Annotated in this window: 22 protein-coding genes and 1 pseudogene; 18 read left to right on the plus strand and 5 right to left on the minus strand. The window is 61.2% G+C overall.

What is annotated here, in order from left to right; translation table 11 throughout:
* Nucleotides 1–319: 319 nt before the first annotated feature.
* From ACTHL0_RS11715 to ACTHL0_RS11760, 10 genes are all read left to right on the plus strand, one after another.
* Nucleotides 320–1,651: an NAD(P)H-dependent oxidoreductase gene (locus ACTHL0_RS11715; protein WP_440566902.1), complete on the plus strand. Its 1,332-nt coding sequence runs from the start codon at nt 320–322 to the stop codon at nt 1,649–1,651.
* 10 nt (nt 1,652–1,661) lie between these two features.
* Entirely contained in the window at nt 1,662–2,702 is a 1,041-nt protein-coding gene (locus ACTHL0_RS11720) for a thiamine pyrophosphate-dependent dehydrogenase E1 component subunit alpha (protein WP_440566903.1), read from the plus strand.
* Nucleotides 2,699–3,706 carry an alpha-ketoacid dehydrogenase subunit beta gene (locus ACTHL0_RS11725; RefSeq protein ID WP_440566904.1) on the plus strand — a complete coding sequence of 336 codons (1,008 nt, stop codon included), beginning with the start codon at nt 2,699–2,701 and terminating at the stop codon, nt 3,704–3,706. The genes ACTHL0_RS11720 and ACTHL0_RS11725 overlap by 4 nt, the downstream gene beginning before the upstream one ends.
* Before the next feature lies 1 nt (nt 3,707).
* Complete coding sequence (locus ACTHL0_RS11730; protein WP_440566905.1) at nt 3,708–5,042, plus strand: acetoin dehydrogenase dihydrolipoyllysine-residue acetyltransferase subunit; 1,335 nt, start codon at nt 3,708–3,710, stop codon at nt 5,040–5,042.
* Nucleotides 5,043–5,187: 145 nt separating this feature from the next.
* Nucleotides 5,188–5,604 carry a transcriptional regulator GutM gene (locus ACTHL0_RS11735; protein WP_440566906.1) on the plus strand — a complete coding sequence of 139 codons (417 nt, stop codon included), beginning with the start codon at nt 5,188–5,190 and terminating at the stop codon, nt 5,602–5,604.
* 88 nt (nt 5,605–5,692) lie between these two features.
* Nucleotides 5,693–6,247 carry a PTS glucitol/sorbitol transporter subunit IIC gene (gene srlA, locus ACTHL0_RS11740; RefSeq protein WP_440566908.1) on the plus strand — a complete coding sequence of 185 codons (555 nt, stop codon included), beginning with the start codon at nt 5,693–5,695 and terminating at the stop codon, nt 6,245–6,247.
* Between the two features lie 27 nt (nt 6,248–6,274).
* Nucleotides 6,275–7,303 (plus strand): PTS glucitol/sorbitol transporter subunit IIB, encoded by a 1,029-nt coding sequence (gene srlE / locus ACTHL0_RS11745; protein ID WP_440566910.1) that lies wholly within the window; start codon nt 6,275–6,277, stop codon nt 7,301–7,303.
* An 18-nt stretch (nt 7,304–7,321) separates the two neighbouring features.
* Entirely contained in the window at nt 7,322–7,699 is a 378-nt protein-coding gene (locus ACTHL0_RS11750) for a PTS glucitol/sorbitol transporter subunit IIA (protein WP_440566912.1), read from the plus strand.
* Nucleotides 7,700–7,756: 57 nt separating this feature from the next.
* Nucleotides 7,757–9,757: a phosphoenolpyruvate--protein phosphotransferase gene (gene ptsP / locus ACTHL0_RS11755; RefSeq protein WP_440566913.1), complete on the plus strand. Its 2,001-nt coding sequence runs from the start codon at nt 7,757–7,759 to the stop codon at nt 9,755–9,757.
* Nucleotides 9,758–9,846: 89 nt separating this feature from the next.
* The gene (locus ACTHL0_RS11760) at nt 9,847–10,974 is read left to right on the plus strand and encodes an aminotransferase class V-fold PLP-dependent enzyme (RefSeq protein ID WP_440566961.1); all 1,128 of its coding nucleotides are present in this window, start codon (nt 9,847–9,849) and stop codon (nt 10,972–10,974) included.
* 19 nt (nt 10,975–10,993) lie between these two features.
* Here the strand turns inward: ACTHL0_RS11760 and ACTHL0_RS11765 are convergent.
* The 3 genes and pseudogenes from ACTHL0_RS11765 to ACTHL0_RS11775 form a co-directional block, all read right to left on the minus strand.
* Nucleotides 10,994–11,214: pseudogene (locus ACTHL0_RS11765) on the minus strand (hypothetical protein); the annotation flags it as partial.
* 20 nt (nt 11,215–11,234) lie between these two features.
* On the minus strand, nt 11,235–12,041 hold the full coding sequence (locus ACTHL0_RS11770; RefSeq protein ID WP_440566914.1) for an oxidoreductase: 807 nt from the start codon (nt 12,039–12,041) through the stop codon (nt 11,235–11,237).
* Nucleotides 12,042–12,204: 163 nt separating this feature from the next.
* A complete protein-coding gene (locus ACTHL0_RS11775) occupies nt 12,205–13,674 on the minus strand; it encodes an efflux transporter outer membrane subunit (RefSeq protein WP_440566915.1) in 1,470 nt (489 codons plus the stop codon).
* A gap of 87 nt (nt 13,675–13,761) precedes the next feature.
* On the opposite strand from ACTHL0_RS11775, the gene ACTHL0_RS11780 reads away from it, so the two are divergent.
* The 3 genes from ACTHL0_RS11780 to ACTHL0_RS11790 all read left to right on the plus strand — a co-directional run bounded on the left by ACTHL0_RS11780 (nt 13,762) and on the right by ACTHL0_RS11790 (nt 18,680).
* Nucleotides 13,762–14,379: a TetR/AcrR family transcriptional regulator gene (locus tag ACTHL0_RS11780; protein WP_440566916.1), complete on the plus strand. Its 618-nt coding sequence runs from the start codon at nt 13,762–13,764 to the stop codon at nt 14,377–14,379.
* A 78-nt stretch (nt 14,380–14,457) separates the two neighbouring features.
* A complete protein-coding gene (locus tag ACTHL0_RS11785; protein WP_440566917.1) occupies nt 14,458–15,579 on the plus strand; it encodes an efflux RND transporter periplasmic adaptor subunit in 1,122 nt (373 codons plus the stop codon).
* Entirely contained in the window at nt 15,576–18,680 is a 3,105-nt protein-coding gene (locus tag ACTHL0_RS11790) for an efflux RND transporter permease subunit (RefSeq protein WP_440566918.1), read from the plus strand. The genes ACTHL0_RS11785 and ACTHL0_RS11790 overlap by 4 nt, the downstream gene beginning before the upstream one ends.
* A gap of 80 nt (nt 18,681–18,760) precedes the next feature.
* Here ACTHL0_RS11790 and ACTHL0_RS11795 read toward each other — a convergent pair whose 3' ends face one another.
* Together ACTHL0_RS11795 and ACTHL0_RS11800 are read right to left on the minus strand one after the other, a co-directional pair.
* Nucleotides 18,761–19,507, minus strand: a complete 747-nt coding sequence (locus ACTHL0_RS11795; RefSeq protein ID WP_440566919.1) for a methyltransferase domain-containing protein — start codon at nt 19,505–19,507, stop codon at nt 18,761–18,763.
* Nucleotides 19,508–19,798: 291 nt separating this feature from the next.
* The gene (locus ACTHL0_RS11800) at nt 19,799–20,500 is read right to left on the minus strand and encodes a FadR/GntR family transcriptional regulator (protein WP_440566962.1); all 702 of its coding nucleotides are present in this window, start codon (nt 20,498–20,500) and stop codon (nt 19,799–19,801) included.
* Nucleotides 20,501–20,732: 232 nt separating this feature from the next.
* Here ACTHL0_RS11800 and ACTHL0_RS11805 point away from each other — a divergent pair, with 232 nt between their 5' ends.
* The 5 genes from ACTHL0_RS11805 to ACTHL0_RS11825 all read left to right on the plus strand — a co-directional run bounded on the left by ACTHL0_RS11805 (nt 20,733) and on the right by ACTHL0_RS11825 (nt 26,486).
* Nucleotides 20,733–22,283, plus strand: a complete 1,551-nt coding sequence (locus ACTHL0_RS11805; RefSeq protein ID WP_440566920.1) for a sugar ABC transporter ATP-binding protein — start codon at nt 20,733–20,735, stop codon at nt 22,281–22,283.
* The gene (locus tag ACTHL0_RS11810) at nt 22,276–23,307 is read left to right on the plus strand and encodes an ABC transporter permease (RefSeq protein ID WP_440566921.1); all 1,032 of its coding nucleotides are present in this window, start codon (nt 22,276–22,278) and stop codon (nt 23,305–23,307) included. The genes ACTHL0_RS11805 and ACTHL0_RS11810 overlap by 8 nt, the downstream gene beginning before the upstream one ends.
* A 38-nt stretch (nt 23,308–23,345) precedes the next feature.
* On the plus strand, nt 23,346–24,293 hold the full coding sequence (locus ACTHL0_RS11815; protein ID WP_440566922.1) for an ABC transporter substrate-binding protein: 948 nt from the start codon (nt 23,346–23,348) through the stop codon (nt 24,291–24,293).
* Between the two features lie 99 nt (nt 24,294–24,392).
* The gene (locus ACTHL0_RS11820; protein ID WP_440566963.1) at nt 24,393–25,409 is read left to right on the plus strand and encodes an aldo/keto reductase; all 1,017 of its coding nucleotides are present in this window, start codon (nt 24,393–24,395) and stop codon (nt 25,407–25,409) included.
* A gap of 66 nt (nt 25,410–25,475) precedes the next feature.
* Nucleotides 25,476–26,486, plus strand: coding sequence for a zinc-binding alcohol dehydrogenase family protein (locus ACTHL0_RS11825; protein WP_440566923.1), 1,011 nt, complete (start codon nt 25,476–25,478; stop codon nt 26,484–26,486).
* The last annotated feature ends 11 nt before the right edge of the window (nt 26,487–26,497 follow it).

Here is a 26,497-nt window from a genome sequence, read left to right on the forward strand (position 1 = left end):
CGGGGGGGGCCTAACTGCCCTCGTCGCCCCGGAACCAACTTTTAACAGTCCGCCGGCCCCGCGCCGCCCTCCCGGGCGGCCCGCGACATCCTTCCCTCGTTCCCTCGCTTTTCCCACCTCATCCGAACTTACCCTGAGAAACGACTTTTCGTCGTGTTGGCGCTTGCCCTTGCGTGAACATATGACTAGTATAAAAGACAAATGTACACGCAACAACCCAAGAAACCGATATGGCGGATCCGCTGAAGGCGAGCGCCGCCTTCTCGGGAAAAGCCAGGTTCGGCGCCTGCACGGGCCCTAATTTCAGGAGATATTGCTGATGTTGAACATCATCCCAAGCGGCCTCGCTGCCTCTCTGCAGGCTCGCGCGCAAGCGGGCAAGCCTATCCGGATCGGCTTGATCGGTTCCGGAGAAATGGGCACGGACATCGTCACTCAGGTGGGGCACATGCAAGGGCTCGAGATCGGTGCGATCGCCGATTTGCGCGTCGAGGCAGCATGCGACGCAGTGCGCGTGGCACGTCAAGCCGACGATGGTTACCGCGTGGTGGACAGCGGGAGCGGCATCTCGAAGGCGATCGAGTCGGGCGCCATCGCCATTACCCAGGACGCGGCGTCGATCTGCACGCATGATCAGATCGATGTCGTTATCGATGCCACCGGCAAACCCGCCGTGGGCGCGCAAATCGGCCTGCTCGCGATGGAGCATGGCAAGCATCTCGTCATGATGAACGTCGAGGCGGATGTGACGATCGGCGCCTACCTGCGCCGCGAGGCCGAACGCCTGGGCGTGGTGTACACCCTCGGCGCCGGCGATGAGCCGAGTTCGACCATCGAGTTGATCGATTTCGTGAGCGCACTGGGTTATCCGATCGTCGCCGCCGGCAAAGGGAAGAACAATCCGCTGAACGTCGATGCGACGCCTGACGACTACGCCGCGGAAGCCAAAGCGCGCAACATGAACCCTCGCATGCTCGTGGAATTCGTCGATGGTTCGAAGACCGCGGTGGAAATGGCGGCCATCGGCAATGCGACCGGTCTCGTGCCGGACGTTCCGGGCATGCATGGCCCGTCGGCCACACTGGACCAACTTCACGACGTGTTGTGCCCCGTTGCGGATGGCGGCATTCTCAGCCGCAAAGGGGTGGTCGACTACACGATCGGCAAGGGTGTGGCCCCGGGCGTGTTCGTCGTGGCCGAACTGGCGCATCCGCGTCTACGCGAGCGCATGCACGATCTGAAGCTCGGCAAGGGACCGTACTACACCTTCTATCGCCCCTATCACCTGACGAGTCTCGAGGTGCCGCTCAGTTGCGCGCGCGCCGCACTCTATGGCAAAGCCGACATGCGGCCACTGCCGGTACCCGTCGTGGAAGTGTGTGCCGTGGCGAAACGCGATCTCAAGCCGGGCGAGCATCTGGATGCGATCGGCGAATACACCTATCGCGCGTGGGCATTGGCAGCCGACGATGCCTTCGCGAAGGACGCGGTTCCGTGCGGCTTGCTCGAAGGCGGCACCGTCAAGCAGCCGATCCGGAAAGGCGAGCTGCTGACGAGGCAAAACTGCTCCGTCGATCCGAACGCGGCGATCGTACGCCTGCGCCAGTTGCAGGACGAGATGGTGCTCGGCGCGCGCCGAGCGGCTGCTTAAGGGGCGATTCATGGGATACGTTGAAGACAAAGTCGACGGCATGCCCGCAATCTTCCGGAACGTTCCGGAAGCGGCGCTGCGCGATGCGCTCAAAAAGATGATTCTCGTGCGTCGTTTCGAAGAGAGCGCGGAACAGGCCTATATGCGCGGGCTCATTCACGGCACGATGCACCTGTCGATCGGGCAGGAAGCGTCGGCGATCGGCATGACGATGCTGCTGAACGACGACGACTACATCACATCCACGCATCGCGGCCACGGCCATTGCATCGGTAAAGGCGCGGATCCGAAGCGGATGTTCGCCGAGTTCTTCGGTAAGGAAACCGGCTACTGTCATGGCCGGGGCGGCTCGATGCATATCGCCGACGTCAGCCGCGGGAATCTGGGTGCCAACGGCATCGTCGGCGGCGGGCTTCCGATTGCCGTGGGGGCCGGGCTCTCGATCAAAAAGCAGGGCCGCGATTCGGTCGTCGTGTGTTTCTTCGGGGACGGCGCGAACAACGAAGGCGCTTTCCACGAATCGTTGAATTTTGCGGCGATCTGGAATCTGCCCGTCATCTTCGTCTGCGAAAACAACCGATACGGGATGTCGATGTCGGTCGAGCGCTCCACGGCGGTGACCCACGTTTCGCAACGTGCGGCATCGTACGACATGCCTGGCGTGACCGTCGACGGCAACCGTTTGAGCGATGTGCTGCAAGTCGCCGACGAGGCCATTTCGCGCGCGCGGGGCGGCGGCGGGCCGACGCTGATCGAGTGTGAGACTTATCGCATTCGCGGCCACTCGAAAAGCGATCGCAACCGCTACCGCACGCGCGAGGAAATCGAATCGTGGGGAGCGCGCGATCCGATCACCTTCTTCGAAAAGCAGCTGCTGGAAAGCGGATTCATCGATGCTGCAGCGGTGCAAGCCATGCGGGCGGAGGTGGAGGACGAGATCAAGGCCGGCCTCGAATTCGCCCAGGAAAGTCCTTCGCCTCTCATCGACGAACTCACGCGCGATGTCTATACGGGCGCACCGGAATCGACGCGACAAGGAATACCACAATGAATACGGCAACGAGCCAGGCGCGTGAACTGACCTACGCGCAGGCGATCAACGAAGCGCTCGCGATTGCACTCGAACGCGACGATCGGGTTTTCCTGATGGGAGAGGATATCGGCGTATATGGCGGCGCTTTTCAGGTGACGGGTGGCCTTTACGAGCGTTTTGGTCCCGAGCGCGTGATGGATACGCCTATTGCCGAGCTTGCCGGTGCGGGCATTGCGGTGGGTGCCGCAATGACCGGCATGCGGCCCGTTTATGAATTCCAGTTCTCGGATTTCGCCACACTGGCGATGGAGCAGATCGTCAATCAGGCCGCGAAGATGCGATACATGTTGGGCGGAGGTGTCTCGGTACCGGTCGTCATGCGTTTCCCGGCCGGCTCGGGGACGGGCGCCGCGGCGCAGCACAGCCAAAGCCTCGAAGCATGGTTCGCACATGTACCGGGTCTCAAGGTCGTTCAGCCCAGCACACCGCGCGACGCGAAAGGGATGTTGCTCGCCGCGCTCGACGATCCCGATCCGGTGATGATCTTCGAACATAAGCTGCTGTACAAGAGCAAGGGCGTTGTCCCGGAGGGCTACTACCTCGAACCGCTGGATAAGGCGGTGATTCGGCGGCCCGGCACCGACGCGACGATCGTTGCAACATCGATCATGAGCGTGCGTGCACTGGAAGCCGCCGAGACCCTGGCGCAGGACGGGATCGACGTCGAGGTGGTCGATCTGCGTAGTATCCGTCCCATTGATCGTCAGACGATTATCGATAGCGTCCGGAAAACATCGCGGCTGATGTGTGTGTATGAGGGCGTGCAGCAACTGGGCATCGGTTCGGAGGTGGCGGCGATCGTCAGCGAGGGCGCGGCATTCGATGCACTCGATGCGCCGATCGTTCGGCTCGGCGGCGCAGACTGTCCGCTTCCCTACAACCCGCAGCTCGAAAGGGCCGCGGTGCCGCAAGTTGCCGATATCGTGGACGCGGCACGGCGGCTCGTCGGCGGGAGGATCTGACATGCCGACAGAGGTCATTCTTCCGCGCGTTGACATGGATATGACAGAGGGCTCGATTACCGCATGGTATGCGAGCGAAGGCGATTCGGTGAAAGCGGGCGAGCCGCTGTTCGACATCGAGACCAGCAAGGCGACGATGGAAGTGGAGTCGCCCGCCTCGGGCATCGTCCGCAAGGTCAGCGCGAGCGTGGGAGACACCGTGCCGGTTGGCACCGTTATCGCTTGGATCTACGCGAGCGGCGAGGCGGTGCAGGAAGCGGAGCCGACATCGGAGCCGGAATCGGAAGTAGCGGCGCCGGCTGCCACTGCGCAAGCGCCCGCGTTTTCGTCGACGGTCGCCGAACCGCCTCCCGTACCGGCTGAACGCGAATTGGCCGCGACAACCGCCGGCGACGTGCGGGCGGACTCCCGGACGGAAACCCGGGCGACGCCGGCCGCCCGTCAAATCGCACGGAAAAGCCGCATAGCACTCGCGGAAGTCAGCGGATCCGGCCCGCACGGGCGGATCGTCAAAAGCGATGTGCTGTCGTTTCTGCAGCAAGCGCCTGGTCCGGCAGATTCGTCGGTTCGCCTCAATCGCATATGGCTGCATGAGGGAAATGCGGCTACGATCGTCCTGGTGCACGGTTTCGCCGCCGAATCCAACAGCTGGCGGCCACTCTTGCACGCGATGCGCGAGGCGGGTTTGCTTGCCGATATCGGTGTACTGGCGATCGATTTGCCGGGGCATGGAAAATCACCTGACGGCGATGCGCTCTCGCTGCATTCAATCGCGGATTCGATCGAAGCCGTATTGCGGGAAGAATATGCGGAGCCCGCGCACCTCGTCGGGCACTCGTTTGGCGGCGCGGTGGCGGCTCAACTGGCCGCGTCTTCGCGGCTCGCCGTGCGGTCGCTTACGTTGATCGCCCCGGCCGGCGTTGGAGAAAGTTGTAATTGGGCCTTCATCAACGGCCTGACGAAATCGACCGATCGTGCCACGCTAAGCCCCTGGCTGGAGGAACTCGTGCAAGACGCATCGCTGATCGATGAGGCGTTTGTTGCCACGGCCGAACAGCAACTCCGTCGCCCCGGCAGGCGGCAGACGCTTGAACGGATGGCCGCCGCTTTCTTCCGCGACGGCCGATTGCAGATCGATCTGACACCGTTGCTGTCTGACTTGCGCATGCCCGTGCGTGTGATATGGGGCGGAGCCGATCGGATCTTGCCGATCGCGCACGCCGATCGCCTTCCGCGCACGGTTGCGCAACATCGATTCGCGGGCGTCGGGCATCTTCCGCAAATCGAGGCGGCGGGGGACGTGGCATGTGTGATCCGCGAGCAGTTGATGCGTTAGCGGCGCGCGCATTTCAGCGTCTTCCCCGATACATCCTCGTCGATATATGCATTAATAAGTAGACCCAACGCTCAACAGCCGGGCGCGAGCGACGCCCGGCCCCCGCCGGGTTCGGCCAGTGGCCGCGACGGCAAGGAGACAGGCAATGGAACTCGTCCGGCTTGGTTTGTTGCTGCTTGCATTGATGTGGGCTTTGCAGGTCATGGCTTCGTGGGTGCAGTTGCGCCACTACCGTAGCGTCGTTCAAAGGACGGCTGCGGAGTGGAACAGCGGATTTCTCGGGGCGGGTTCGTTCAAAGCCAGGCTCGGGCGGGGCGCGATTGCCATTGTCGTCATCGACGACGAGGCCCGCGTGCGCAAGGTCCTCAGTATGTCGGGCCTCTCCGTTTTTGCGCGCTTCAAGGCGCTCGACGATCTACGTGGCGATGCGACGGACTTCAATCGGCGTGTCGCGGTCTCGCCGCTTGCCACGGGCGTAAAGCAGGCGCTGGGAAAAGCATTCGAAGTCGCATGCCGGACGGCAAGCGAACGCCAGGAGCGGTCGCTGTCGCAGGTGTTTTAGCCGAAATTCTTACCGTTGCATCCTTTGTTTCAGTTCGACAATTACACAATAACTCAGTAAATACGGTGTTCCATATCAGGAGAACAGCATGAATCCTTTGGATTTTATGACTCACGCCGCCGAGGCGTTTATCGGCGTATTCAATGCGGGCGGCAAGACATTCGTTGGTTTCGTGACCGGGATTCTGCCGACATTGATCGTACTGTTGACGGCGGTTTATACGATCATCGCACTCGTTGGCGAGCAACGCATTCAGGGTCTCGCACGCTTTTTCTCGAAGAATGTCATCACGCGCTATACGCTGTTGCCGTTGCTGGCGATGTTCTTTCTCACCAACCCAATGGCTTATACATTCGGCGTCTTTCTCGAAGAAAAACACAAGCCGGCGTTTTATGACTCGGCCGTATCGCTTTGTCATCCCATTACCGGCCTTTTCCCACACTGCAACCCGGGAGAGCTGTTCGTGTGGCTCGGGGTGGCGGCCGGCATTACCAAACTCGCTGAAAATCACGCCGCGCCATTCTCCCTTCCAAAGCTTGCGCTGTTTTACCTCGGTGTCGGCCTGGTGGTGAATCTATTGAAGGGCATCGTGACTGAAGGGATCACTCGGATGATCGCGAAGCGCGAAGGGCTCAAGCTCTAATCACCACAAAAGACACTGGAGGAAGACATGGACACACGTACTTATCGCGCCGTACGGATCGAGAAGGGACCGAACGGCTGGGGTGGCCCGCTCATCATCACGCCGACGCTCGAACGCAACAAGATCGTGGCCGTGACCGGCGGCGACATCCCGAAGGTGGCCGCGCGGCTCGCGGAAATGACAGGCGCAGTCGTGGTCGACGGTTTCCGCAATCCGCCGCTTGAATCCGAGATCGCCGCGGTAGTCATCGATTGCGGCGGCACGGCACGATGCGGCGTTTATCCGCGTAAGCGCATTCCAACAGTCAATCTGAGCCCCGTCGGGCAGTCGGGGCCGCTGGCGCAGTTCATTACCGAAGACATCTATGTATCGGGTGTCGACCTCGCCAGTCTGCATGCGATCGACGACGATGCGGCGCCACCCGTTCCTGCCGCCATGGCGGCGCCCTTTGCCGCGACAGCTGCCGCGGGCGCGACTGCCACGGCCGCCATCGCCGGTGCGGGATCAGAGCCGGTCCATTCGGGCGGAATCGTCGGTTGGATCACGGCGATCGGGCGCGGGATGGGCGGCGTGGTCAATGTGCTGTTCAACAGCGGCCGCAAGGCTATCGACACCGTGATCAGGAACGTCCTGCCGTTCATGGCGTTCGTGACGATGCTGATCGGCATCATCAATTCGACGGGCGTCGGGGTCGGGCTCGCGCATGTGTTGTCGCCACTGGCCGGCAATATCGTCGGGCTGGTGATTCTGTCGGCGATTTGCGGGCTGCCTTTTCTCTCTCCTGTACTGGGCCCGGGTGCGGTGATCGCGCAGGTGATCGGCGCCGCCATCATCGGGCCCGCGATCGGCAACGGAACCGTGCCGCCGCAGATGGCGCTGCCGGCATTGTTCGCCTACGACACGCAAGTCGGCTGCGATTTCGTGCCGGTGGGGATGGCGCTCGGAGAAGCCAAGCCGGACACGATCCGCATCGGCGTGCCGGCGGTGCTCATCAGCCGGCAAATCATGGGACCGGTCTCGGTACTCATCGCATGGGTGGCAAGTTTCGCCCTTTGATTCATTTCGGGAACGACTATGCATTACTACAAAACTGTGATCTCGGCGATCGGAGAAGAAGTTCAAGCGCTGCTCGAGGGCGGTGTACTCATCCTGTACTCCGACGGTGCACCGCCGGAGTTGGCTGAAGTGTCCGTTCTACACCGGGTGGAGCAGGCGAGCCGCGACGTGCCGCGGATCGGATCCATTCTGCGTATCGGGGAAGGCTCGGCGATCGTGACGGCCGTGGGGCCGACGGCATGGAACAAAGTCAGCGAATTGGGCCACGTCGTGCTCAATTTCAACGGCTCGCGCAATGCGGATCGCCCTGGCGAGATATGCGTGTCGGAAGTCGACTGCGCACGGCTTTTCGAAGGGATGAAAAGCGGCACGATCATTGAGATCGTCGACGCGTGATCTCTGCTCAGCAGAGGTTGAATCGATTGTTTTGCCAAATCCTGGAAAGGGCACGTCATGCTGGAGACACCAGTCGTTGTCAAAGTACATGAGGGGTTGCACGCGCGTCCCGCCACGCAATTCGCCAAGCTCGCCAAGCGCTTCACCTGCTCGCTGAAGATTGGCAGAGGGGATGCCTGGGCGGACGCAAAAAGCGCAGTGAAACTCATGCTGTTGGGCATCAAGCAGAACGAGCAGATCGTCTTGCGCGCGGAGGGCGACGACGAACGCGAAGCGCTGGGGCGGCTGGCGGAATTTCTCGCCGACGCGAGTATTTCGGCGCCGGCTACCGGCGATGCCGGAGACTGCGGCCCGGCTGTTGCTGTCGAGCAGCCGGGTACGACGCCGAATGCAGCGAGCACCCACGCGCCGTCTGCCGATGGATCGGGCCTTTCATTCAAGGGGGTCCCGGCAAGCGAAGGCTTGGCGTTCGGGCAGGCCTATGCCTATTTCAGAGAGGAGATCGTCGCCGATAGACAATCCGTCGCGCCGCACGAGGTAGCCGGCGAATTGCACCGCTTCGGCACGGCACTCGAGGACACACTGCGTGCGATGCTGGCGCCGCGCGGCGATGCAGCCGAGCATGACGAGATCTTCGAGGCGATCGCCGAAGTGGCGCGAAGCGACGACTTTGCCGGTGCGATCCGGGCGCTGGTGTCTTCCCAGTGGAGCGCCGAAGCTGCAACGCTGAAATGCGGGCTCGATCTCGCCGTGGCATTTGCGACGTTGCCCGATGAGTACCTGCGCAGCCGTGCCGACGACATTCGCGGGCTGACGCGGGCGGTGGCTGCATCCTTGCTTGGCAAGCCGCTGCCCTCGCTCAGCGAATTGCCCGGCCCCAGCATCGTGCTTGCTGAGGAACTCTGTGCGCCCGATCTGGCACGTGCCGATTTGCGGAATATTCTCGGCATCGTCTGCACGTCGGGCAGCGCGACCTCGCATGTTGCGATCCTTGCGCGTGCGCACGGGATTCCTGCGATTCTTGGCGTGGCGGCGGATCGCGACGTATTGCGTTCGGCCGCGCGGGTAGCGATCGACGGCGGAACAGGCGAACTGTGGCTCGATCATTCGCCGGAATTCGAGCAGGCGATATCGAAGCGGTTGGATGCGCAGCGCGAGGCACAAGCGAGCCTGGTTGCATACCGGGAAGTCGAACCGCGCACGCAGGATGGTCAAACAATCCAGGTTGCGGCCAACCTCGGATCGCTCGCCGAAATCGAAGCGGCTCAGCTTGCCGGCGCAATGGGCGTTGGGTTGTTTCGCACTGAATTGCTGTTTATGGATCAGCGCCGGGTGCCGTCCGAAGATGAGCAGTACGAAGTGTATTCGACGCTTGCCGGCGCGTTCGCACCATGGCCGGTCATCATCCGCACGTTGGATGCGGGCGCGGATAAACCGCTGCCCGGCGTGCGCTTCCCCGAAGAGGAAAACCCTTTCCTCGGCTGGCGGGGGATTCGCATGTGCCTGGACTGCCCCGAGATATTCGAGCCGCAATTGCGTGCGCTGCTGCGGGCCGCGGTGCACGGCAATTTATGCGTCATGCTGCCGATGGTGGACGATATCGAAGAGGTTCGTCGAACGAAGGCAATCATGGCGCGCTTGTCGCGCGAATTGACCGAAAAAGGCATCGCTCACGGCCAGCCGAAATTGGGCATCATGATCGAGACGCCGGCTGCGGTGCTGACGGCGGATCTCTTGGCGAGAGAGTCCGATTTCTTCTCGATCGGCACGAACGATCTCACGCAATACATCATGGCCGTCGATCGCATGAATCCCCGTCTTGCTTCGTTGTATCGGACGGATCACCTCGCCGTGTTGCAGGCGATCCGCATCGTATGCGAAGCGGCGCGGCGCGCGAAGATCAGTGTGGGGGTGTGCGGTGAAGCGGCGTCGCGGCCGGAGATGATACCGACGCTGGTCAGCCTCGGTGTCGACGAATTGAGCATGAGCCCCTCGGCTATCCTTCGTGCGAAGAAGGTCATTACGGAAATTGAAGGGACCCAGCGCGATGCTGCGTGAGGCCGCATCGATCCGGACGAACCCGCCGCAGCGTTCAACACGAAATGAGCGATACTGCTGAAATTGTTCACCGTTTACCGGAGGCGAGCGTGCCAGGTTTACTTCCCGATGTTGACAGCGAAGGGCTCCTCGAATATTCAGTGGTTTACACGGATCGCTCGATCAACCATATGTCGCAGCGCTTCCAGGGGGTCATGCGCGACATCTCCGGTGCCCTTAAAAAAGTCTATAACGCTCAATCGGTCGTTGTCGTGCCGGGCAGCGGGACGTTCGGCATGGAAGCCGTTGCCCGGCAGTTCGCGACGAACAAGAAGTGTCTGGTCATCCGCAATGGCTGGTTCAGTTTCCGCTGGTCGCAGATCTTCGATATGGGCCGTATCCCTTCCGAATCGACCGTATTGAAAGCGCGTCCGATCGAAGCCGGAAGGCAGGCCCCCTATGCACCGGCGCCGATCGAAGCAGTAATTGCCGCCATCAAGGAACACGAACCGGATCTCGTTTTCGCGCCGCATGTCGAAACCGCATCCGGCATGATACTGCCTGATGCCTATTTGCGCGCGGTGGCCGACGCCGTACATGCCGTCGGCGGTTTGTTCGTCCTCGATTGCATCGCCTCCGGCACAGTCTGGGTCGATATGCAGGCCACCGGCGTCGATATCCTGATCAGTGCGCCGCAAAAAGGGTGGAGTGCATCGCCCTGCTGTGCGTTGGTCATGCTCGGGCCGCTCGCCCGCGAGAGAATCGACGCCACCACGAGCACCAGCTTCGCCTGCGATCTGCGCAAATGGCTGCAGATCATGGAAGCCTATGAGAACGGCGGACATGCCTATCACGCCACCATGCCAACGGACAGCCTTTCGACGTTGCGCGATGTCATCAAGGAAACCGAGGCATACGGCTTCGACAAGGTGAGGGCCGAGCAGCTCGAACTCGGCAAGCGCATTCGTTCACTCTTGGCCGAAAAAGGGTTCAAGAGTGTAGCGGCCGAAGGTTTTCAGGCACCCGGTGTCGTCGTCAGCTATACCGACGACGACGGCATCCGATCCGGAAAGAAGTTCGCCGATGCCGGCGTGCAGGTTGCCGCTGGCGTTCCCCTGCAATGCGACGAACCCGACGATTTCAAGACCTTTCGCATCGGACTGTTCGGCTTGGACAAACTGCATGATATTGAAGGTGCGGTTGCCAGGTTCGCCAGTGCATTGAACAGGATTCTTTGATGCTATTGCGTGGGAGCGCTCAGTGTGCGTCCGGGGGCGGCGCGCCCACGGAAATCGGTTTGGAGAAAATCACCGCGGCAAGCGCGACGACAAAGCACAGCGATACTAGTGAAAGTTCAGCCGGTCGTTCAGCATCGTTGCGCTAACGGCGTTGCCGATCGCACCACCGAGATTGCGCATCAAGTTGAACAGGCCGCTCGCCGATTTCAGCCGCGATTGCGGCAGCGATCCGAGCGACATCGGGAATAGAACGCGCGTCATTAAGCCTGCAGACCAAAAGCCCGCCGCAGGCTTTTATCCACCTGCCCGGAAGGCGCAAAGCGGCGCAAGACGCTGAGCAGCTTCGCCCGGCCGTCCGCCGGACGCCTGAGCTGATGGCTACCCTCGACGATCGCCAACAGCTTTTTCGCTACCTCATCGGGCGGCGGGGCGCTGGTCACTTGCTGCCGTACCGCATCGGCGCTTTTCGCGAACGCCGTGGCGTAATCGTCGATGACGGTCCGGGTCAACGTTGCATTCGTGTCCAGCTTCGTCTGCGTAAAGCTCGGCTCCAGCAGCACGATTCGCACGCCAAAGCCGCGCACTTCATGATCGAGCGATTCCGACAGACCTTCGAGCGCATGTTTGCTGGCTGCGTAAAGGCCCATGAATGGGGCGGGCAGGAAGCCGAGTACGGAACTGACATTGACGATCAACCCGCTGCGATGGGCGCGCATCGAAGGCAAGACTGCCCTGACGACACGCAGCACGCCGAAGACATTCACATCGAACAGCGCCTTTGCCTCGGCGTCGCTCGTGGCCTCGACGGGCCCGACGAGCGCAACGCCGGCATTGTTGATCAGGATGTCGATGCGTCCGGCCTTTTCGAGTACGGCATGGACCGCGGATGCGACGGAAGCTTCATCCTGTACGTCCATTTTGATGAACTCGACACCGGTAATGGCGGTGGCAGCTTCAGGCCTGCGCACGCCGCCGAACACGCGGTAGCCGGCGTTAGCCAGCGTCCTGGCCGTCGCCTCTCCGATACCGGAGGACGCACCGGTGATCAATACGGTTTTCTTCTTCATGGGAATGACTCCGATACGTGGGGTAGGGCGCCACTCAATCGATCGCGCGAACAAGTGGTGCCCAAGTTGAGGCGCGCAGGCGCCACTTTTCATTGCGATTCAAATGAATGGAATGATTCGGAAAGGCCGGCAGGCTGCACGCTGAATGAACGGACGTTCTCGACTAGTTGCCTGATGCAAGCTGTGCGCGATGCATCGGCACGTCCCATCCGCCGCCGAGCGCTTTGAACGTCGCAATCGCCGCGCGAGCCGATTCCGTTTGCGCCTGCGCTCGCGCATCCGACGCCTGCAGCAAGGTTTCATCGGCGTGCAGCACATCGATAAAGCTGGCCGCGCCGCTGCTGTATGCGGCCGCCGAGGCGTTCTTTGCCTTCGACAAAGACAATTCCGCATGGACGAGCGTGGTGGTCTGCGCCTGTCGATTAACGAGCAATGACAGCGAATTCTCGACGTCCTCGGTGGCGCGAAGCACGGCTTGGCGATAGCCTGCAAGCGCCTCCGCATCCTTGCCCTTCGCCTCGCCTACTTCAGCGTTGATGCGTCCGAAATCGAACAGGCGCCAGCGCAATCCTATGAGCCCTGCCGCCTGCGTGGCGCCGCCCGTAAAGAGCGTGCTGGCCGATATCGCCGTCGCGCTGCCGAGCATGGCGGAGAGCGAGAGCTTCGGATAGTACTCACTGATCGCAGCGCCGATCCGCGCATTGGATGCAGCGAGGTGACGTTCGGCGGCAATCAGATCGGGACGTCGTTGCAGCAGATCGGCCGGGGTACCCATGTCGGAAATGGCGGGCACCGCGGGGATCGGCGCCGCGGTGCCCAGCTCCGCGCGGTGGGTGCCGGGCGGCGAGGCCAGCATGACGTCGAGCGAATTCATCGCCGCATCAAGGCTTGCATCGAGGAGCGGTATCGTGGCCTGAACCTGGTCGAGTGTTCCTTGCGCTTGTTGAACCTGATAGTCGGCCGCGGCGCCGTGCGCGTGCAGAAGTTTGACTCTCGCGAGTAGATCCTGCTGGGTCTTGACCTGCTCGTTTGCGATATCGAGGCGCGCTTGCAGGCCACGGATCGTCACGTAGATGTCGGCTGTCTGCGCAGCGACCGAAAGCCGCGTGGCAACGGCCGATGCTTGCGTAGAGGAATAATCCGCAAGCGCGGCTTCGCGCTGTCTGCGCAAGCCGCCAAAGACGTCGATTTCCCAGCCGGCCTCGAGGTCGGTTTCGTACTCGCTGCCCCAGCGCTGGTAATGGGGCGTCGCATTGAGCAGCCGGCCTTCGGGCGTATCGATCGATTGATACGCCCGCGCGGCGGAGGCGGAAACCGTTGCCGAGGGAAGCAGCGCGGCATTCGCACCACCCAGGCGCGCGCGAGCTTGATCGATCCGTGCGGTGGCTTGAGCCAAGTCCAGATTCTGGGCGAGGGCTTCCGACACATAGCGGGTGAGAAGCGGGTCGTTGAAGCCCTCCCACCAGACCGAGAGGTCGGCAGGCGTCGCAGCCTCAGCAGCCGCGGCGGCCGGAGGCCGCACCCTGTAGCTTTGCGCGAGCGGAACGTCCGGCTGCCGGTAGTCGGGACCCACGGCGCAGGCGGAGAGCACGGCGGCGCTCAGCAGGAGAAGAAGCGGGCGATGCAAAGACATGGGGGGCCTCGAAAGTGATCCGTTGGTGACTAATATACAATATGGTCACTGGTTGTCAATCACTCTCTGAGAAGCTAAGCTGGAGACATGAACAAACCTACCCCATCCGCACCGCCATCCCGTGGCCCCACCGAACACGAAGTCCGCGCACAGATCGTCGATGCCGCGACCGAATACTTCAGTCGATACGGCTACGAAAAGACCACCGTCTCCGACCTCGCGAAGGAAATCGGTTTTTCCAAGGCTTACATCTATAAGTTCTTTGACTCCAAACAGGCAATTGGCGAAGTCATTTGCGCCAATCGGTTGGCCACCATCATCGAAACCGTGAACCGGGCGGTCAGCGAGGCGGGCAGCGCAACGGACAAATTCCGTCGTATTTTCAAGGTGTTGACGGCCTCTGGGAGCCAACTCTTCTTCCAGGACCGCAAGCTTTACGACATCGCTGCGGTGGCGGCCGGCACACCGTGGCCTTCGGTCAAGGGCTACGAGCAGCAGATCCGGCAACAGGTGTCGGACATCGTGCTGCTGGGGCGCGAAACGGGGGAATTCGAGCGCAAGACGCCGCTCGATGAAACGGTGAACGCCATCTTCCTGGTCATGAAGCCGTACTTCAACCCATTGCTGCTTCAGCACAATCTCGATTCGGCGGAAGAGGCGACGATCCAGCTCACGGGGCTTGTCCTCAGAAGCCTGGCCCCATAAATTTTTCATTGTGACCATTGACTGTATTGGTCACTCGTATCAGAATGAGGTCTCCTACTCGTCGCAAGGAGCGACCTCATGTTTGCGCGTCGTCATCTCTTCTACACACTGAGCCTAGCCTCGTTCGCGCTTGCGGCGTGCGGTGAGGGCCATGTTGCTGATCCGCGCACTGAGGCTCCGCTCGTGCGCACAACCGCGGTCCAGCCGGCTCCGGGGGCAAGCCGCTCGTTCACGGGTGTCGTAAGCGCCCGCGTACAAAGCGATCTCGGCTTCCGCGTTCAAGGAAAAGTCATCGAGCGTCTGGTCGACATCGGGCAGACGGTCAAACGCGGTCAGCCCTTGATGCGGATCGATCCTGTCGACCTCGGCCTCCAGGCGCGTTCGCAGCAGCAGTTGGTGGACGCTGCCCAGGCGCGAGCTACGCAAGCCGCAGACGATGAAGCCCGGTACCGTGGCCTGGTGGCGGCGGGCGCCGTCTCGGTGTCGACGTACGAACAGCTCAAGGCGGCCGCCGATTCGGCCAAGGCGCAATTGGCAGCCGCGAAAGCCCAGGCGGACGTTGCGAACAATGCGTCCGGTTACGCCGTACTCCTTGCGGACGCCGACGGCGTCATCGTCGATACCCTGGCCGAGCCGGGGCAGGTCGTCACCGCGGGCCAGATCGTTGTGCGTCTCGCGCACGCGGGGCCGCGCGAGGCCGTCGTTCAACTTCCCGAAACGCTTCGCCCGGCTTCCGGCTCCGTTGCGCAGGCGCGGCTTTATGGCACCGACGGAAAAACGGTACCCGCTACGTTGCGGCAGTTGTCGGATTCCGCCGATCGCCTGACCCGCACGTTCGAGGCGAGATACGTCCTGGGCGGAGCGCTGTCGGACGCGCCGCTCGGTGCCACCGTCACCCTCAACCTCTCGCGCGACACCGCACAGTCAGCGTCCGTCTTGGAGGTGCCGGTAGGCGCATTGTTCGATCCGGGCACGGGCACCGGTGTGTGGACGATCGCCGGATCGCCGGCGCATGCGTCGTGGCATAAGGTTCACATCACGGCACTCGGTACGGAAACCGCTGTTGTCACTGGAGACCTCCGCGAAGGCGAACAGGTCGTGGCGCTTGGCGCACAACTGCTTCACGAAGGCGAAAAAGTGCGTCTACTCGATGATCGGATCGCCGCGGCTTCGATCGGACAGCAGGGAGCGACGCGATGAGCGGATTCAATCTGTCGGCCCTCGCGGTTCGCGAGCGCTCCGTCACTCTGTTTTTGATCATCCTGATTTCGGTTGCCGGGATCGTCGCCTTCTTCAAACTTGGGCGAGCCGAAGACCCGCCGTTCACGGTCAAATCGATGACGGTCATTACGGCATGGCCGGGGGCCACCGCGCAGGAAATGCAGGATCAGGTCGCCGAGCCGCTTGAAAAACGCATGCAGGAATTGCGGTGGTACGACCGCACCGAAACGTATACGCGTCCCGGGCTCGCCTTCACGACCGTGACGCTGCGCGACAGCACCCCGCCCGGCGACGTGCCCGAGCAGTTCTATCAGGCGCGCAAAAAGCTCTCCGACGAAGCCGGAAATTTACCGGCGGGCGTGATTGGGCCGATCGTCAACGACGAATACTCCGATGTGACGTTTGCATTGTTTGCGCTCAAGGCGAAAGGACAACCCGAACGGCTGCTCGTCCGTGATGCTGAACAGCTTCGTCAGCGATTGCTTCACGTGGCGGGCGTCAAGAAGGTCAACATCGTCGGCGAGCAAGCGGAACGAATCTATATCTCCTTCTCGCACGATCGGCTCGCGACGCTCGGCGTTACGCCGCTGCAAATCTTCGCGGCGCTGAACGGCCAGAACGTGCTGACACCGGCAGGCTCGATCGATACATCGGGCTCGCAAGTGTTCATCCGTGTCGACGGTGCCTTCGACAAACTGCAAAAGATTCGCGATACGCCGATCGTCGTTCAGGGGCGAACGCTGAAGCTGTCGGACGTCGCTACCGTCGAGCGCGGTTACGAAGATCCGGCCACCTTCCAGATTCGCAACAAGGGCGAGCCGGCATTGCTTTTGGGGGTCGTCATGCGTGACGGCTGGAACGGATTGGACCTCGGGCAAGCGCTGGATCAGGAGGTGGCGAAGATCAATACAGGCTTGCCGCTGGGAATGAGCCTGACGAAGGTCACGGATCAGGCCGTCAATATCCACTCGGCTATCGACGAATTCATGATCAAGTTCTTCGTCGCGTTGCTCGTCGTCATGATCGTGAGTTTCGCGAGCATGGGCTGGCGTGTCGGGATCGTCGTATCGGCGGCGGTGCCGCTCACGCTCGCGGCCGTGTTCGTTGTCATGGCTGCAACGGGGAAGAACTTCGATCGCATCACACTGGGCTCGCTGATCCTGGCGCTCGGGCTGCTGGTCGACGATGCGATCATCGCGATCGAGATGATGGTCGTGAAAATGGAGGAGGGCTACAGCCGCGTTCAGGCATCGGCGTACGCGTGGAGTCACACGGCCGCACCGATGCTCTCGGGCACGCTGGTGACCGCGGTGGGCTTCATGCCGAATGGCTTTGCGCGATCGACAGCCGGCGAATACACGAGCAACATGTTTTGGATCGTCGGTATTGCGCTGGTCACTTCGTGGGTCGTTGCTGTCGTTTTCACACCGTATCTCGGCGTGAAGCTGCTGCCCGACATTCCGAAAATCGAAGGCGGGCATGAGGCGATCTACAACACGCGCAATTACCAGCGCTTCCGCCGGTTCCTCGTGCGTGTGGTTCAGCGCAAATGGATGGTCGCGGGAATTGTGGTCGGATCGTTCGTGGTGGCTGTGGCGGGAATGAGTGTCGTGAAGAAACAATTCTTTCCGACGTCCGATCGCCCCGAAGTCATGGTGGAAGTTCAGATGCCTTATGGCACGTCGATCGAACAAACTTCCGCGGCGACGGAGAAGGTGGAGGCGTGGCTGGCGAAGCAGCCCGAAGCGAAGATCGTCACCTCGTACATCGGGCAGGGGGCGCCGCGCTTTTATTTGGCGATGTCGCCTGAGTTGCCGGACCCGTCCTTCGCCAAGATCGTGATTCGCACGAACGACGAAGTGCAGCGGGAGGCGCTGAAACACCGCCTGCGTAAAACAATTGCTGAAGGGTTGGTGCCGGGCGCACAGGTGCGTGTCACGCAGTTGGTGTTCGGGCCTTACTCGCCGTATCCGGTTGCATTTCGCGTCGTGGGTCCGGATGCCGGTACGTTGCGGGCAATCGCCGCAGAGGTCGAAGGCGTCATGGAGGCGAGCCCGATGATGCGAACGGTGAATACTGACTGGGGGCCGCTCATGCCGACCCTTCACTTCACTTTGGATCAGGATCGACTCGCGGCGGTTGGGCTGACGTCGAACTCCGTCGCGCAGCAGTTGCAGTTTCTCCTGACGGGCGTGCCGGTGACGAACGTCCGCGAGGATATTCGTTCCGTGGAGGTTGTCGCGAGGTCGGCGGGCGAGATTCGCCTCGATCCGAATCGAATCAACGGTTTCACTTTGATTGGCGCAGCCGGTCAGCGCATCCCGTTGTCGCAAGTTGGCAAAGTCGATATTCGGATGGAAGACCCGATCCTGCGGCGTCGCGATCGGACGCCGACGATCACCGTGCGAGGCGACATTGCTGACGGACTGCAGCCGCCCGATGTATCGACAGCGATGATGAAGCAGTTGCAGCCGATTGTCGCGAAGCTTCCGGACGGCTATCGGATCGAGGAGGCCGGATCGATCGAAGAATCGGGCAAGGCGACGAAGGCGCTGGTGCCGCTGTTTCCGATCATGATCGCGCTGACTTTGCTGATCATCATCTTCCAGACGCGATCGATGTCCGCGACGGCGATGGTTTTCGCGACGAGTCCGCTTGGGCTGATCGGCGTGGTGCCTACGTTGTTGCTGTTCAATCAGCCGTTCGGGATCAATGCACTGGTTGGGCTCATTGCGCTTTCGGGGATATTGATGCGCAATACGCTGATCCTGATCGGGCAAATCGAGCACAACATAGGCGAGGGGATGACGCCTTTCCATGCCGTGGTGGAAGCCACCATCCAACGATCCAGGCCCGTCATCTTGACCGCGCTGGCCGCCATGCTCGCGTTCATTCCGCTGACGCATTCGGTGTTCTGGGGCACGCTGGCTTATACGCTGATCGGCGGGACGTTCGCCGGTACGATCTTGACTTTGGTGTTTCTGCCGGCGATGTATTCGATCTGGTTCAAGATTCGACCGGAGGTTGGGGAGAGTGGGGCTGTCGATGAGGTGAGTGCGAGCGCGGGCAGTATTGCGTAGCGATTGCACGATGCGCACCGAGGCCACTATGGCCCCGGTGCGCCGTCAACTCACACTCCTTCTCTGCGCGGGGCAATCATCTACTCGTTTTGCAACTCGTCGACAAATGCCGAAAAGCCTAAGTTGGCTTTCCCATCCAGTTTGGCGGCCCGTTCACGAACGGCATCCCAGTCGAGGTCTGGGCGGCCTTTCCAAAGGACCATGACGCCTTGGACGGGCGAGATGGGTATGAACTTTCTGCAGGGGAAGATGCTGGACACCGTCGACATAAAACGATTCGCCCAAATCGCGGTAGGTTCGAAGACGTTCACCGTCATCACGCCGCCGCTGCGCAGAATGCGATGACACGCCCGATAAAATTCCGCCGAGTGCAAAGCATCGACAGGACGATACCCCTCGCCGAATGCATCGGAGAGAATCAAGTCGCACTGTTCGTCGCCGTGATCCCGGACGAAATCGGCTGCATCGCTGACCAGCACGCGCAACCGCTCGTCATCCACAGGAAGGCCGAAATGCGCTCGCGCGAGCTCGACAACCTCCTGGTCGATCTCCAGTGCGATGGTCCTGAGTTCAGGTAGGTATCGATGAATGAATTTAGCCTGCTGGCCTCCGCCGAGCCCTATCAGAACGACATCGGCGGGGGAAGGAATGAAGGCCAACGGCAATAGCATCTTCCGCGTATAGAGTGCCGGGAGTTCGTGCGGCTGGGCGAGTTCCATCACCGTCATGGCACCACGCTCGTCATTGGCGAGGTGCAGAAACAGACGACCGTCGCTCATCTGGACGCGGTACTTTTCTGTCTTGGTGACGCACGAATGTTCAGCCATTATTCACCGCTCCTGTGACTCTGCGCCTTCGCAAGGGATGTCTTGGACATCGATATCGGGCTTGCTGCCCGACGTCGAAGATGAGGCGAACAGCGTAGCCTCGCGGTGCATCCTCCGTGGGATCGGAAAACGAAAAAAGCGTGATATTCGCGAATCGCGTTTGTCGGTGCTCGGCCGTTTTTTGAGTACCGGGCGGGCCATACGTGCTCGTGCGCCCGCCGTTGCTCGTCGCTGTCTACGATGACGCGCCGGATACCTTGCAAACGAAAAGACACGAAAAAAATGAGATAGCTACTCCCCTCCCTGTTTCAACGCCCCACTGATCCACCGCTCTTCCGACGCCATAAGATGCGCACGTATGGCAGTTTGCGCGGCAATCGGATCGCCGGCCTGCAACGCCTTCAGTATCGCCTCATGTTCCTGCACGGCGGCCGTCCAGGTTTGTGCGCTCTCCGCATGGCCCCTCATCGCGGCTGCGATCGGATCATGGCGACTGTCGAACAACTCCCCCAAATAGCGGCTGAGCACTGAATTGCCCGCGGCCTCCGCAATCAACATATGGAATTGCCGGTCCGCCTCGACAGGCGACTTCCCTGCGGCGGACAGCCGGCGCATCCGCTCAACGGTGCGACGTAACCGATCCAGCATGGCCGCGGTCATATGCGCCGTGGCGAGCACGACCACACTGCCTTCAATGGCTGCGCGCGCCTGCATCAGTTCCGACGGACTATCGCCGAGCGCACCCACTGTTCCCGCGGCGTCCTCGCTCGCCTCGCACACATAGACGCCCGATCCCATCCGGATCTCCACTTGGCCGCCAATTTCCAGCGCGATCAACGCTTCGCGCAGCGAAGGGCGCGACACGCCCAGCTTCAGTGCGAGTTCGCGTTCGGGCGGCAGACGTTCTCCGGGCGGAAATTCACCCTGACGGATCAACGCGAGGATTTGAGTGGCGACGGATTGGTAAAGCCGCTTGGGTTCTGTTGATTTCATCATAGGGAGAGAGAGGGGCTCCGGCGGGCCACGCAGCCTGCGTCGAAGTCTAGCACGACGGCCTGGAACCGTTGTGCAGTAAGCGATTGACGGTCGCGTTGGGGTTTCTACTATTGGTAAGATGCGTGAGAATAAATCAAGATTGGCTTGACCAAGCAGAGAAATCTCGCTTTAATCACCCTAAATTGGACTGACCAGGCAGCAAACAAGGTTGGCCGTACATGGAGACGTAATGACAGCGCCCAGCAGTTCACCAAGCCTCGCCGTTGCCGATCGGGATGCACCGGGACGGGAGATTCTGCGTCTTGAAGGTGTCGTGAAGCGATTTCCTGGCGTGGTCGCCCTCGATGGCATTCGTCTGGACCTTCGGGCGGGAGAGGTGCATGCGGTCTGCGGCGAGAACGGGGCTGGCAAATCGACACTGATGAAAATCATCAGCGGCCAGTACCAGCCTGACGAAGGCACGCTCAGTTATCGCGGCACGCCGGTCAGTTTCGGTTCGACCTCAGAGGCACAGGCCGCCGGCATCGCGATCATTCATCAGGAGCTGAACCTGGTTCCGCATCTGAGCGTGGCGGAGAATCTCTACCTCGCGCGGGAGCCGAAGCGCGGGCCCTTCGTCGATACCCGCAAACTCAATGCGGACGCCGTGCGCTGTCTGCAACGAATCGGCCTGGACGTGGCGCCCACCACGCTGGTGGGCACGCTGTCTATTGCGCAGCAGCAGATGGTGGAAATCGCCAAGGCGCTTTCGTTCGATTCGAGCGTGTTGATCATGGACGAACCGACGTCGTCCTTGACCGAATCCGAAACGGTCCAGCTCTTTCGAATCATTCAAGAGCTGCGCGCGGCCGGCGTGGCGATTCTTTACATCTCGCATCGGCTCGACGAAATGGCGCAGATCGTGGATCGCGTGACCGTCCTGCGCGATGGCCGGTATATCTCGACGGACGATTTTGCAACGTTGACCGTGAATGACATCGTCGCGCGGATGGTGGGGCGGTCCCTCGATGACGCTTACCCCGCGCGGCAATCCCTACCCACGGACGCGGTGTTACTCACTGCGCGGGATCTGCGCCGCAACGGCGTATTCGGTCCCGTGTCCTTCGAGTTGCGCAAGGGCGAAATCCTCGGCTTCGCCGGTCTCATGGGGGCCGGCCGTACCGAGGTCGCCCGAGCGATTTTTGGGGCGGACCGGCTGGACGAAGGAGAAATCGAGTTGCATGGCGGCCGCGTGACGATCCGCTCGCCGCGCGAAGCGATTCGTCACGGCATTGCTTATTTGTCGGAAGACCGCAAACAAGATGGCCTCGCGCTCGGGATGTCTGTCGCCGCGAACATCACGCTTTCAAACGTAGGCGGTGTCTCCTCACGTGCGGGCTTCTTGCGATTCGATGAAGAAGCCGCGATCGCAGGGCGCTATGTGCGCGATCTGGCGATTCGCACACCGTCGGTCGAGCAGATCGTTCGCAACTTGTCGGGCGGCAATCAGCAGAAGGTCGTCATCGGCAAATGGCTGTATCGAGGATCGAAGATCTTGTTCTTCGACGAGCCCACGCGCGGGATCGACGTCGGAGCGAAGTTCGCCATCTACGGGCTGATGGATCGGCTCGCGGCGGACGGCGTCGGTGTCGTGCTGATCAGCTCCGAGCTGCCCGAGCTGCTTGGCATGACCGATCGGATCGCAGTCTTTCATGAAGGCCGGATCACGGCCGTTCTCGAAACTAAACAAACCAGTCAGGAGGAGATCATGCACTTTGCTTCGGGGCGTACCCATGCTTGAAATGACATCGGATCGTAGTCAGAGCGCCGACCGCTCGGCCCGACAGCGGCGCCGCGACCTTATTCAAAAGTTCGCAGCCTTAGGCAGCCTCGTTGCACTGGTGATCGCATTTTCGGTCGCCAGCTCGGCGTTCTTTTCTGTCGGCAACATGATGACCGTCAGCTTGCAAGTGACGTCTATCGCTTACCTGGGCGTTGCCGCCACCTGCGTCATCATCACCGGCGGTATCGACCTGTCGGTCGGCTCGGTGCTGGCGCTCGCGGGCGTTTCGGCCGCATTGCTCGCGAAGGCGGGCATGCCGGTGCCCGTTGCCATGCTTTGCGGCGTGCTCGTCGGTGCACTGTGCGGATACGTCAACGGCATGTGCGTGACGCGCATGGGGTTGCCGCCGTTTATCGCAACGCTCGGCATGATGCTGGTCGCTCGAGGGCTTGCCCTGCAGATTACGGGAGCACGCCCGGTCTCGGACCTCGGCAATGCGTTCGGTGTCCTGGGCAACGGCGCCTTGTTCCGGGTTTCGCATATCGGGGCCGACGGCTTTCCGGATACGACGTTTCCGGGCATTCCCTATCCCGTCGTCATCATGGTGGTGTTCTTCATCGCGGGCGCCATCCTGCTATCGAAGACTTCGCTCGGCCGGCACATCTATGCGGTCGGCTCCAACCCCGAAGCGGCGCGTCTGTCCGGTGTCAACGTTCGCGGCGTGACGATGTTCACCTATGTGCTCTCCGGCGCATTGGCCGGCGTCACCGGCTGCGTGTTGATGTCGCGTCTCGTGACCGGGCAGCCCAACGAAGGCGTCATGTACGAGCTCGATGCGATCGCCAGTGCCGTGATCGGCGGAACGTCGTTGATGGGGGGCGTGGGCACGATCTCGGGCACGGCCATCGGCGCGTTCGTCATTGGCGTGCTGCGCAACGGCCTGAACATGAACGGCGTATCGAGTTTCATCCAGCAGATCATCATCGGCGTCGTGATTCTCGGCACCGTCTGGATCGATCAGTTGCGTAGCAAAAAGCGGTAATCAAGCGTAGTTCAACCATGAGAAAAGAGGAGCGAGACATGCGCAGGCTTTCGATTTTTGCAGTATCGGCATTGTTGTGTGCGGCATTCAGCACGGGCGCGTATGCGGAAGGCGGCGAGATCGCCGTGATCGTCAAGACGGTCAATTCGAATTACTGGCAAAACGTGCAGAAGGGCGCGAAGGCCGCCATGGGCGCCACGAAGGGATACACGATGACCTTCCAAGGCCCGGCAGCCGAATCCGATATCGCGGATGAAGTGAACATGGTCGAGAACGCGGTCAATCGCCACGTCGCGGGTATCGTGCTCGCACCGTCCGATCCCGATGCGCTCGTGCCGGCTATCAAGAAAGCGTGGGAGGCGCACATCCCCGTCGTGGTGGTTGACTCCGCGCTGTCCGACGCCGGCAAGCAGTACTACCAGTCGTTCTTGTCGACCGACAACGAGAAGGCCGGCGAACTTTGCGCGCAGGCGCTGATCGACCGCGTCGGTCAGACCGGAAAGATCGCACTCATGTCCTACGTGCCGGGCGCGGGATCGGAAATCGGACGTGTCGGCGGCTTCAAGAAGTACCTCGCGGCACATTCGAAGCTGCAGATCGTCGGCCCGTACTACTCGCAGTCTCAGATGGCGACGGCACTGAATCAGACCACCGACGTTCTTTCCGCCAATCCCGATTTGAAGGGGATTTTTGGTGCCAACGAGCCGACTGCAATTGGCGTGGGGCGAGCACTGAAACAGTCCGGGAAGGCGGGCAAAGTGGTGGCGATCGGGTTCGACGGCAATCAGGATCTGCAAAATTTCGTGCGCGACGGGACGATCCAGGGGATCGCCGTTCAAGGCTCCTATCAGATGGGATACAAGGGGATTCAGACGGTTGTGAACATCATCGAACATAAGCCCGTTGCGAAGGACATCGATACGGGCGTCGTCATGGTCGACAAGCAAAACCTCGATTCGCCCACGGCGAAGAACGTCCTTTATTGACGACGCTTTTGGGCTGCGTCGACGAACGTACGCGGTCGACGCGGTCCAACTGCGGCACCCCTTCAACGATTCACCTGTTCACGAACGCTTCACCCGATGATCAATGCTCGCGAAATACGTGCCTTGCCGCGCAGTGGGTTGGAACTGACGGCTTTAGGGCTCGGATGCTCTCAACTCGGCGGTCTGTATCGTCCTATATCGTGGGCCGATTCGGAAGCGCTTGTCGATGCCGCATGGTCCGCCGGCCTGCGCTATTTCGATACCGCGCCGTATTACGGCTATACGCTTTCAGAACGACGGGTTGGACAGGCGCTCGCTGCACGTGATCGGGACGCCTTCGTGCTCAGCACGAAGGTGGGCCGTCTGATGCGTCCCGATGCCGGTGTGCGGCCCGGTGACGATGGGTGGGCCGAGCCGCCGCCTTTTCGGCCTGCCTTCGATTACAGCTACGACGGCATCATGCGCTCGTACGAGGACAGTCAGCAGCGGCTTGGCATGGCTTGCCTGGACATCCTCTACGTGCATGACATCGGGGCGATGACGCATGGCGAGCGCCACACGCACTACTGGGCTCAGCTCACGCAAGGCGGCGGCTTTCGCGCCTTGGCGCAATTGCGCGAAAGCGGTGCGGTGCGCGCGATCGGCCTCGGTGTCAACGAGTGGGAGATCGTCGTGGATGCGATGAACGAGGTGCCGCTCGATGTCGTCCTGCTCGCTGGACGATACACACTGCTTGAGCAAACCGCGCTCGAGCCGTTGCTCGACGCTTGCGTGCGTGCGGAAACCGCAATCGTCGTGGGAGGGGTGTTCAATTCCGGTGTACTCGCCGGCAATGGCAAGTTCAACTATGGCGATGCCCCTGCCGAAGTGGTCAGAAAAGTGCAGCACTTAACCGATGTTTGCGCGCGGTTCGACGTCCCGCTGCCGGCCGCGGCGCTGCAATTTCCGTTCGCTCACCCGGCTGTCGTTTCGTGTGTCGTCGGCGCGCGCAGTGTTGCGCAATTGCAGCAGAACATCGCATGGCTCGAGCGGCCCATACCCGGACAGTATTGGCAATCATTGCTCAACGAGGGACTGATTGCCGCCAATGTCCCTGTACCGCAGGCGCACCTGTGACGCAGGCAGGTTTTATAGCGTAGGCGACTTCCTTCGCCGCGCATGATTTGATAAAGAGGAATCCATATGCTTAGCGTGATTTGCGAATCACCGGGTGTGTTGCGCGCACAGCAAATCGATGCACCCGTTCGGGCTGCCGGCGAAGTATTGCTGCGCGTATCTCGCGTTGGAATTTGCGGTACCGACCTGCATATCTTCACCGGAAATCAACCCTATCTGCAGTACCCGCGTGTGATGGGGCATGAGTTTTCCGGGGTGGTAGCCGAGGCGGACCATGGCTCGGGATTTGCGCCGGGCGATGGCGTCTACGTGATGCCGTATCTGTCTTGCGGGCATTGCGTTGCCTGCCGGCAAGGCAAGACCAACTGTTGCGTGGACATCAAGGTGTTGGGCGTGCATCGCGACGGCGCACTGACCGAATATCTCAGCGTACCCGCGCAGTTCGTTCACAAGGCCGAGGGCGTCACGCTCGATCAGGCCGCGATGCTGGAGTTTTTGGCGATCGGAGCACATGCGGTGCGACGGGCGGATGTATTGGCCGATCAACGCGTGCTGGTGGTCGGGGCCGGCCCGATCGGCATGGCCGCCATGATCTTTGCGAAACTGCGGGGCGCCCATGTCACGTGTCTCGATACGCGTTCCGACCGCCTGGAACTGTGCAAATCCGAATTGAAGGTGGATGCTGCCGTCGCCGTCGGTCCCACCGACACCGAACAACTTGCGGCGATCACGAACAATGAGTTCTTCGATGTCGTCTTCGATGCGACAGGCAATATCGACGCGATGAACCGTGGGTTTGGGTTTGTCGCGCACGGCGGAAAATACACGCTGATCTCGATCGTGCCGGGGCAGGTGACGTTCTCCGATCCGGAGTTTCATAAGCGCGAAATGACCTTGCTCGCCAGCCGCAATGCCACGACCGCCGACTTCGAGACCGTGGTGGAAGCCATGCGTGCGGGGCGCATTCCAGATCAGGCACTGAACACGCATCGCATGCGGCTTGCCGACGTTCCGGAGGCGTTTCCGCGCTTGTTGGAGACGGGGCAGACCGTGGTGAAGGCTTTGGTCGAATGCTGACCCAATCAAAT

The sequence above is a fragment of the Trinickia sp. genome (genome assembly GCF_051961175.1).
GTDB lineage: Bacteria > Pseudomonadota > Gammaproteobacteria > Burkholderiales > Burkholderiaceae > Trinickia.

Coding starts and splice junctions, on each gene's coding strand:
- ACTHL0_RS11725 (WP_440566904.1), top strand. CDS start 2,699: ATGAATACGGCAACGAGCCAGGCGCGTGAACTGACCTACGCGCAGGCG.
- ACTHL0_RS11775 (WP_440566915.1), bottom strand. CDS start 13,674: ATGTCTTTGCATCGCCCGCTTCTTCTCCTGCTGAGCGCCGCCGTGCTC.
- srlA (WP_440566908.1), top strand. CDS start 5,693: ATGAATCCTTTGGATTTTATGACTCACGCCGCCGAGGCGTTTATCGGC.
- ACTHL0_RS11715 (WP_440566902.1), top strand. CDS start 320: ATGTTGAACATCATCCCAAGCGGCCTCGCTGCCTCTCTGCAGGCTCGC.
- ACTHL0_RS11750 (WP_440566912.1), top strand. CDS start 7,322: ATGCATTACTACAAAACTGTGATCTCGGCGATCGGAGAAGAAGTTCAA.
- ACTHL0_RS11780 (WP_440566916.1), top strand. CDS start 13,762: ATGAACAAACCTACCCCATCCGCACCGCCATCCCGTGGCCCCACCGAA.
- srlE (WP_440566910.1), top strand. CDS start 6,275: ATGGACACACGTACTTATCGCGCCGTACGGATCGAGAAGGGACCGAAC.
- ACTHL0_RS11730 (WP_440566905.1), top strand. CDS start 3,708: ATGCCGACAGAGGTCATTCTTCCGCGCGTTGACATGGATATGACAGAG.
- ACTHL0_RS11810 (WP_440566921.1), top strand. CDS start 22,276: ATGCTTGAAATGACATCGGATCGTAGTCAGAGCGCCGACCGCTCGGCC.
- ACTHL0_RS11815 (WP_440566922.1), top strand. CDS start 23,346: ATGCGCAGGCTTTCGATTTTTGCAGTATCGGCATTGTTGTGTGCGGCA.
- ACTHL0_RS11805 (WP_440566920.1), top strand. CDS start 20,733: ATGACAGCGCCCAGCAGTTCACCAAGCCTCGCCGTTGCCGATCGGGAT.
- ACTHL0_RS11825 (WP_440566923.1), top strand. CDS start 25,476: ATGCTTAGCGTGATTTGCGAATCACCGGGTGTGTTGCGCGCACAGCAA.
- ACTHL0_RS11800 (WP_440566962.1), bottom strand. CDS start 20,500: ATGAAATCAACAGAACCCAAGCGGCTTTACCAATCCGTCGCCACTCAA.
- ptsP (WP_440566913.1), top strand. CDS start 7,757: ATGCTGGAGACACCAGTCGTTGTCAAAGTACATGAGGGGTTGCACGCG.
- ACTHL0_RS11785 (WP_440566917.1), top strand. CDS start 14,458: ATGTTTGCGCGTCGTCATCTCTTCTACACACTGAGCCTAGCCTCGTTC.
- ACTHL0_RS11770 (WP_440566914.1), bottom strand. CDS start 12,041: ATGAAGAAGAAAACCGTATTGATCACCGGTGCGTCCTCCGGTATCGGA.
- ACTHL0_RS11790 (WP_440566918.1), top strand. CDS start 15,576: ATGAGCGGATTCAATCTGTCGGCCCTCGCGGTTCGCGAGCGCTCCGTC.
- ACTHL0_RS11795 (WP_440566919.1), bottom strand. CDS start 19,507: ATGGCTGAACATTCGTGCGTCACCAAGACAGAAAAGTACCGCGTCCAG.
- ACTHL0_RS11720 (WP_440566903.1), top strand. CDS start 1,662: ATGGGATACGTTGAAGACAAAGTCGACGGCATGCCCGCAATCTTCCGG.
- ACTHL0_RS11735 (WP_440566906.1), top strand. CDS start 5,188: ATGGAACTCGTCCGGCTTGGTTTGTTGCTGCTTGCATTGATGTGGGCT.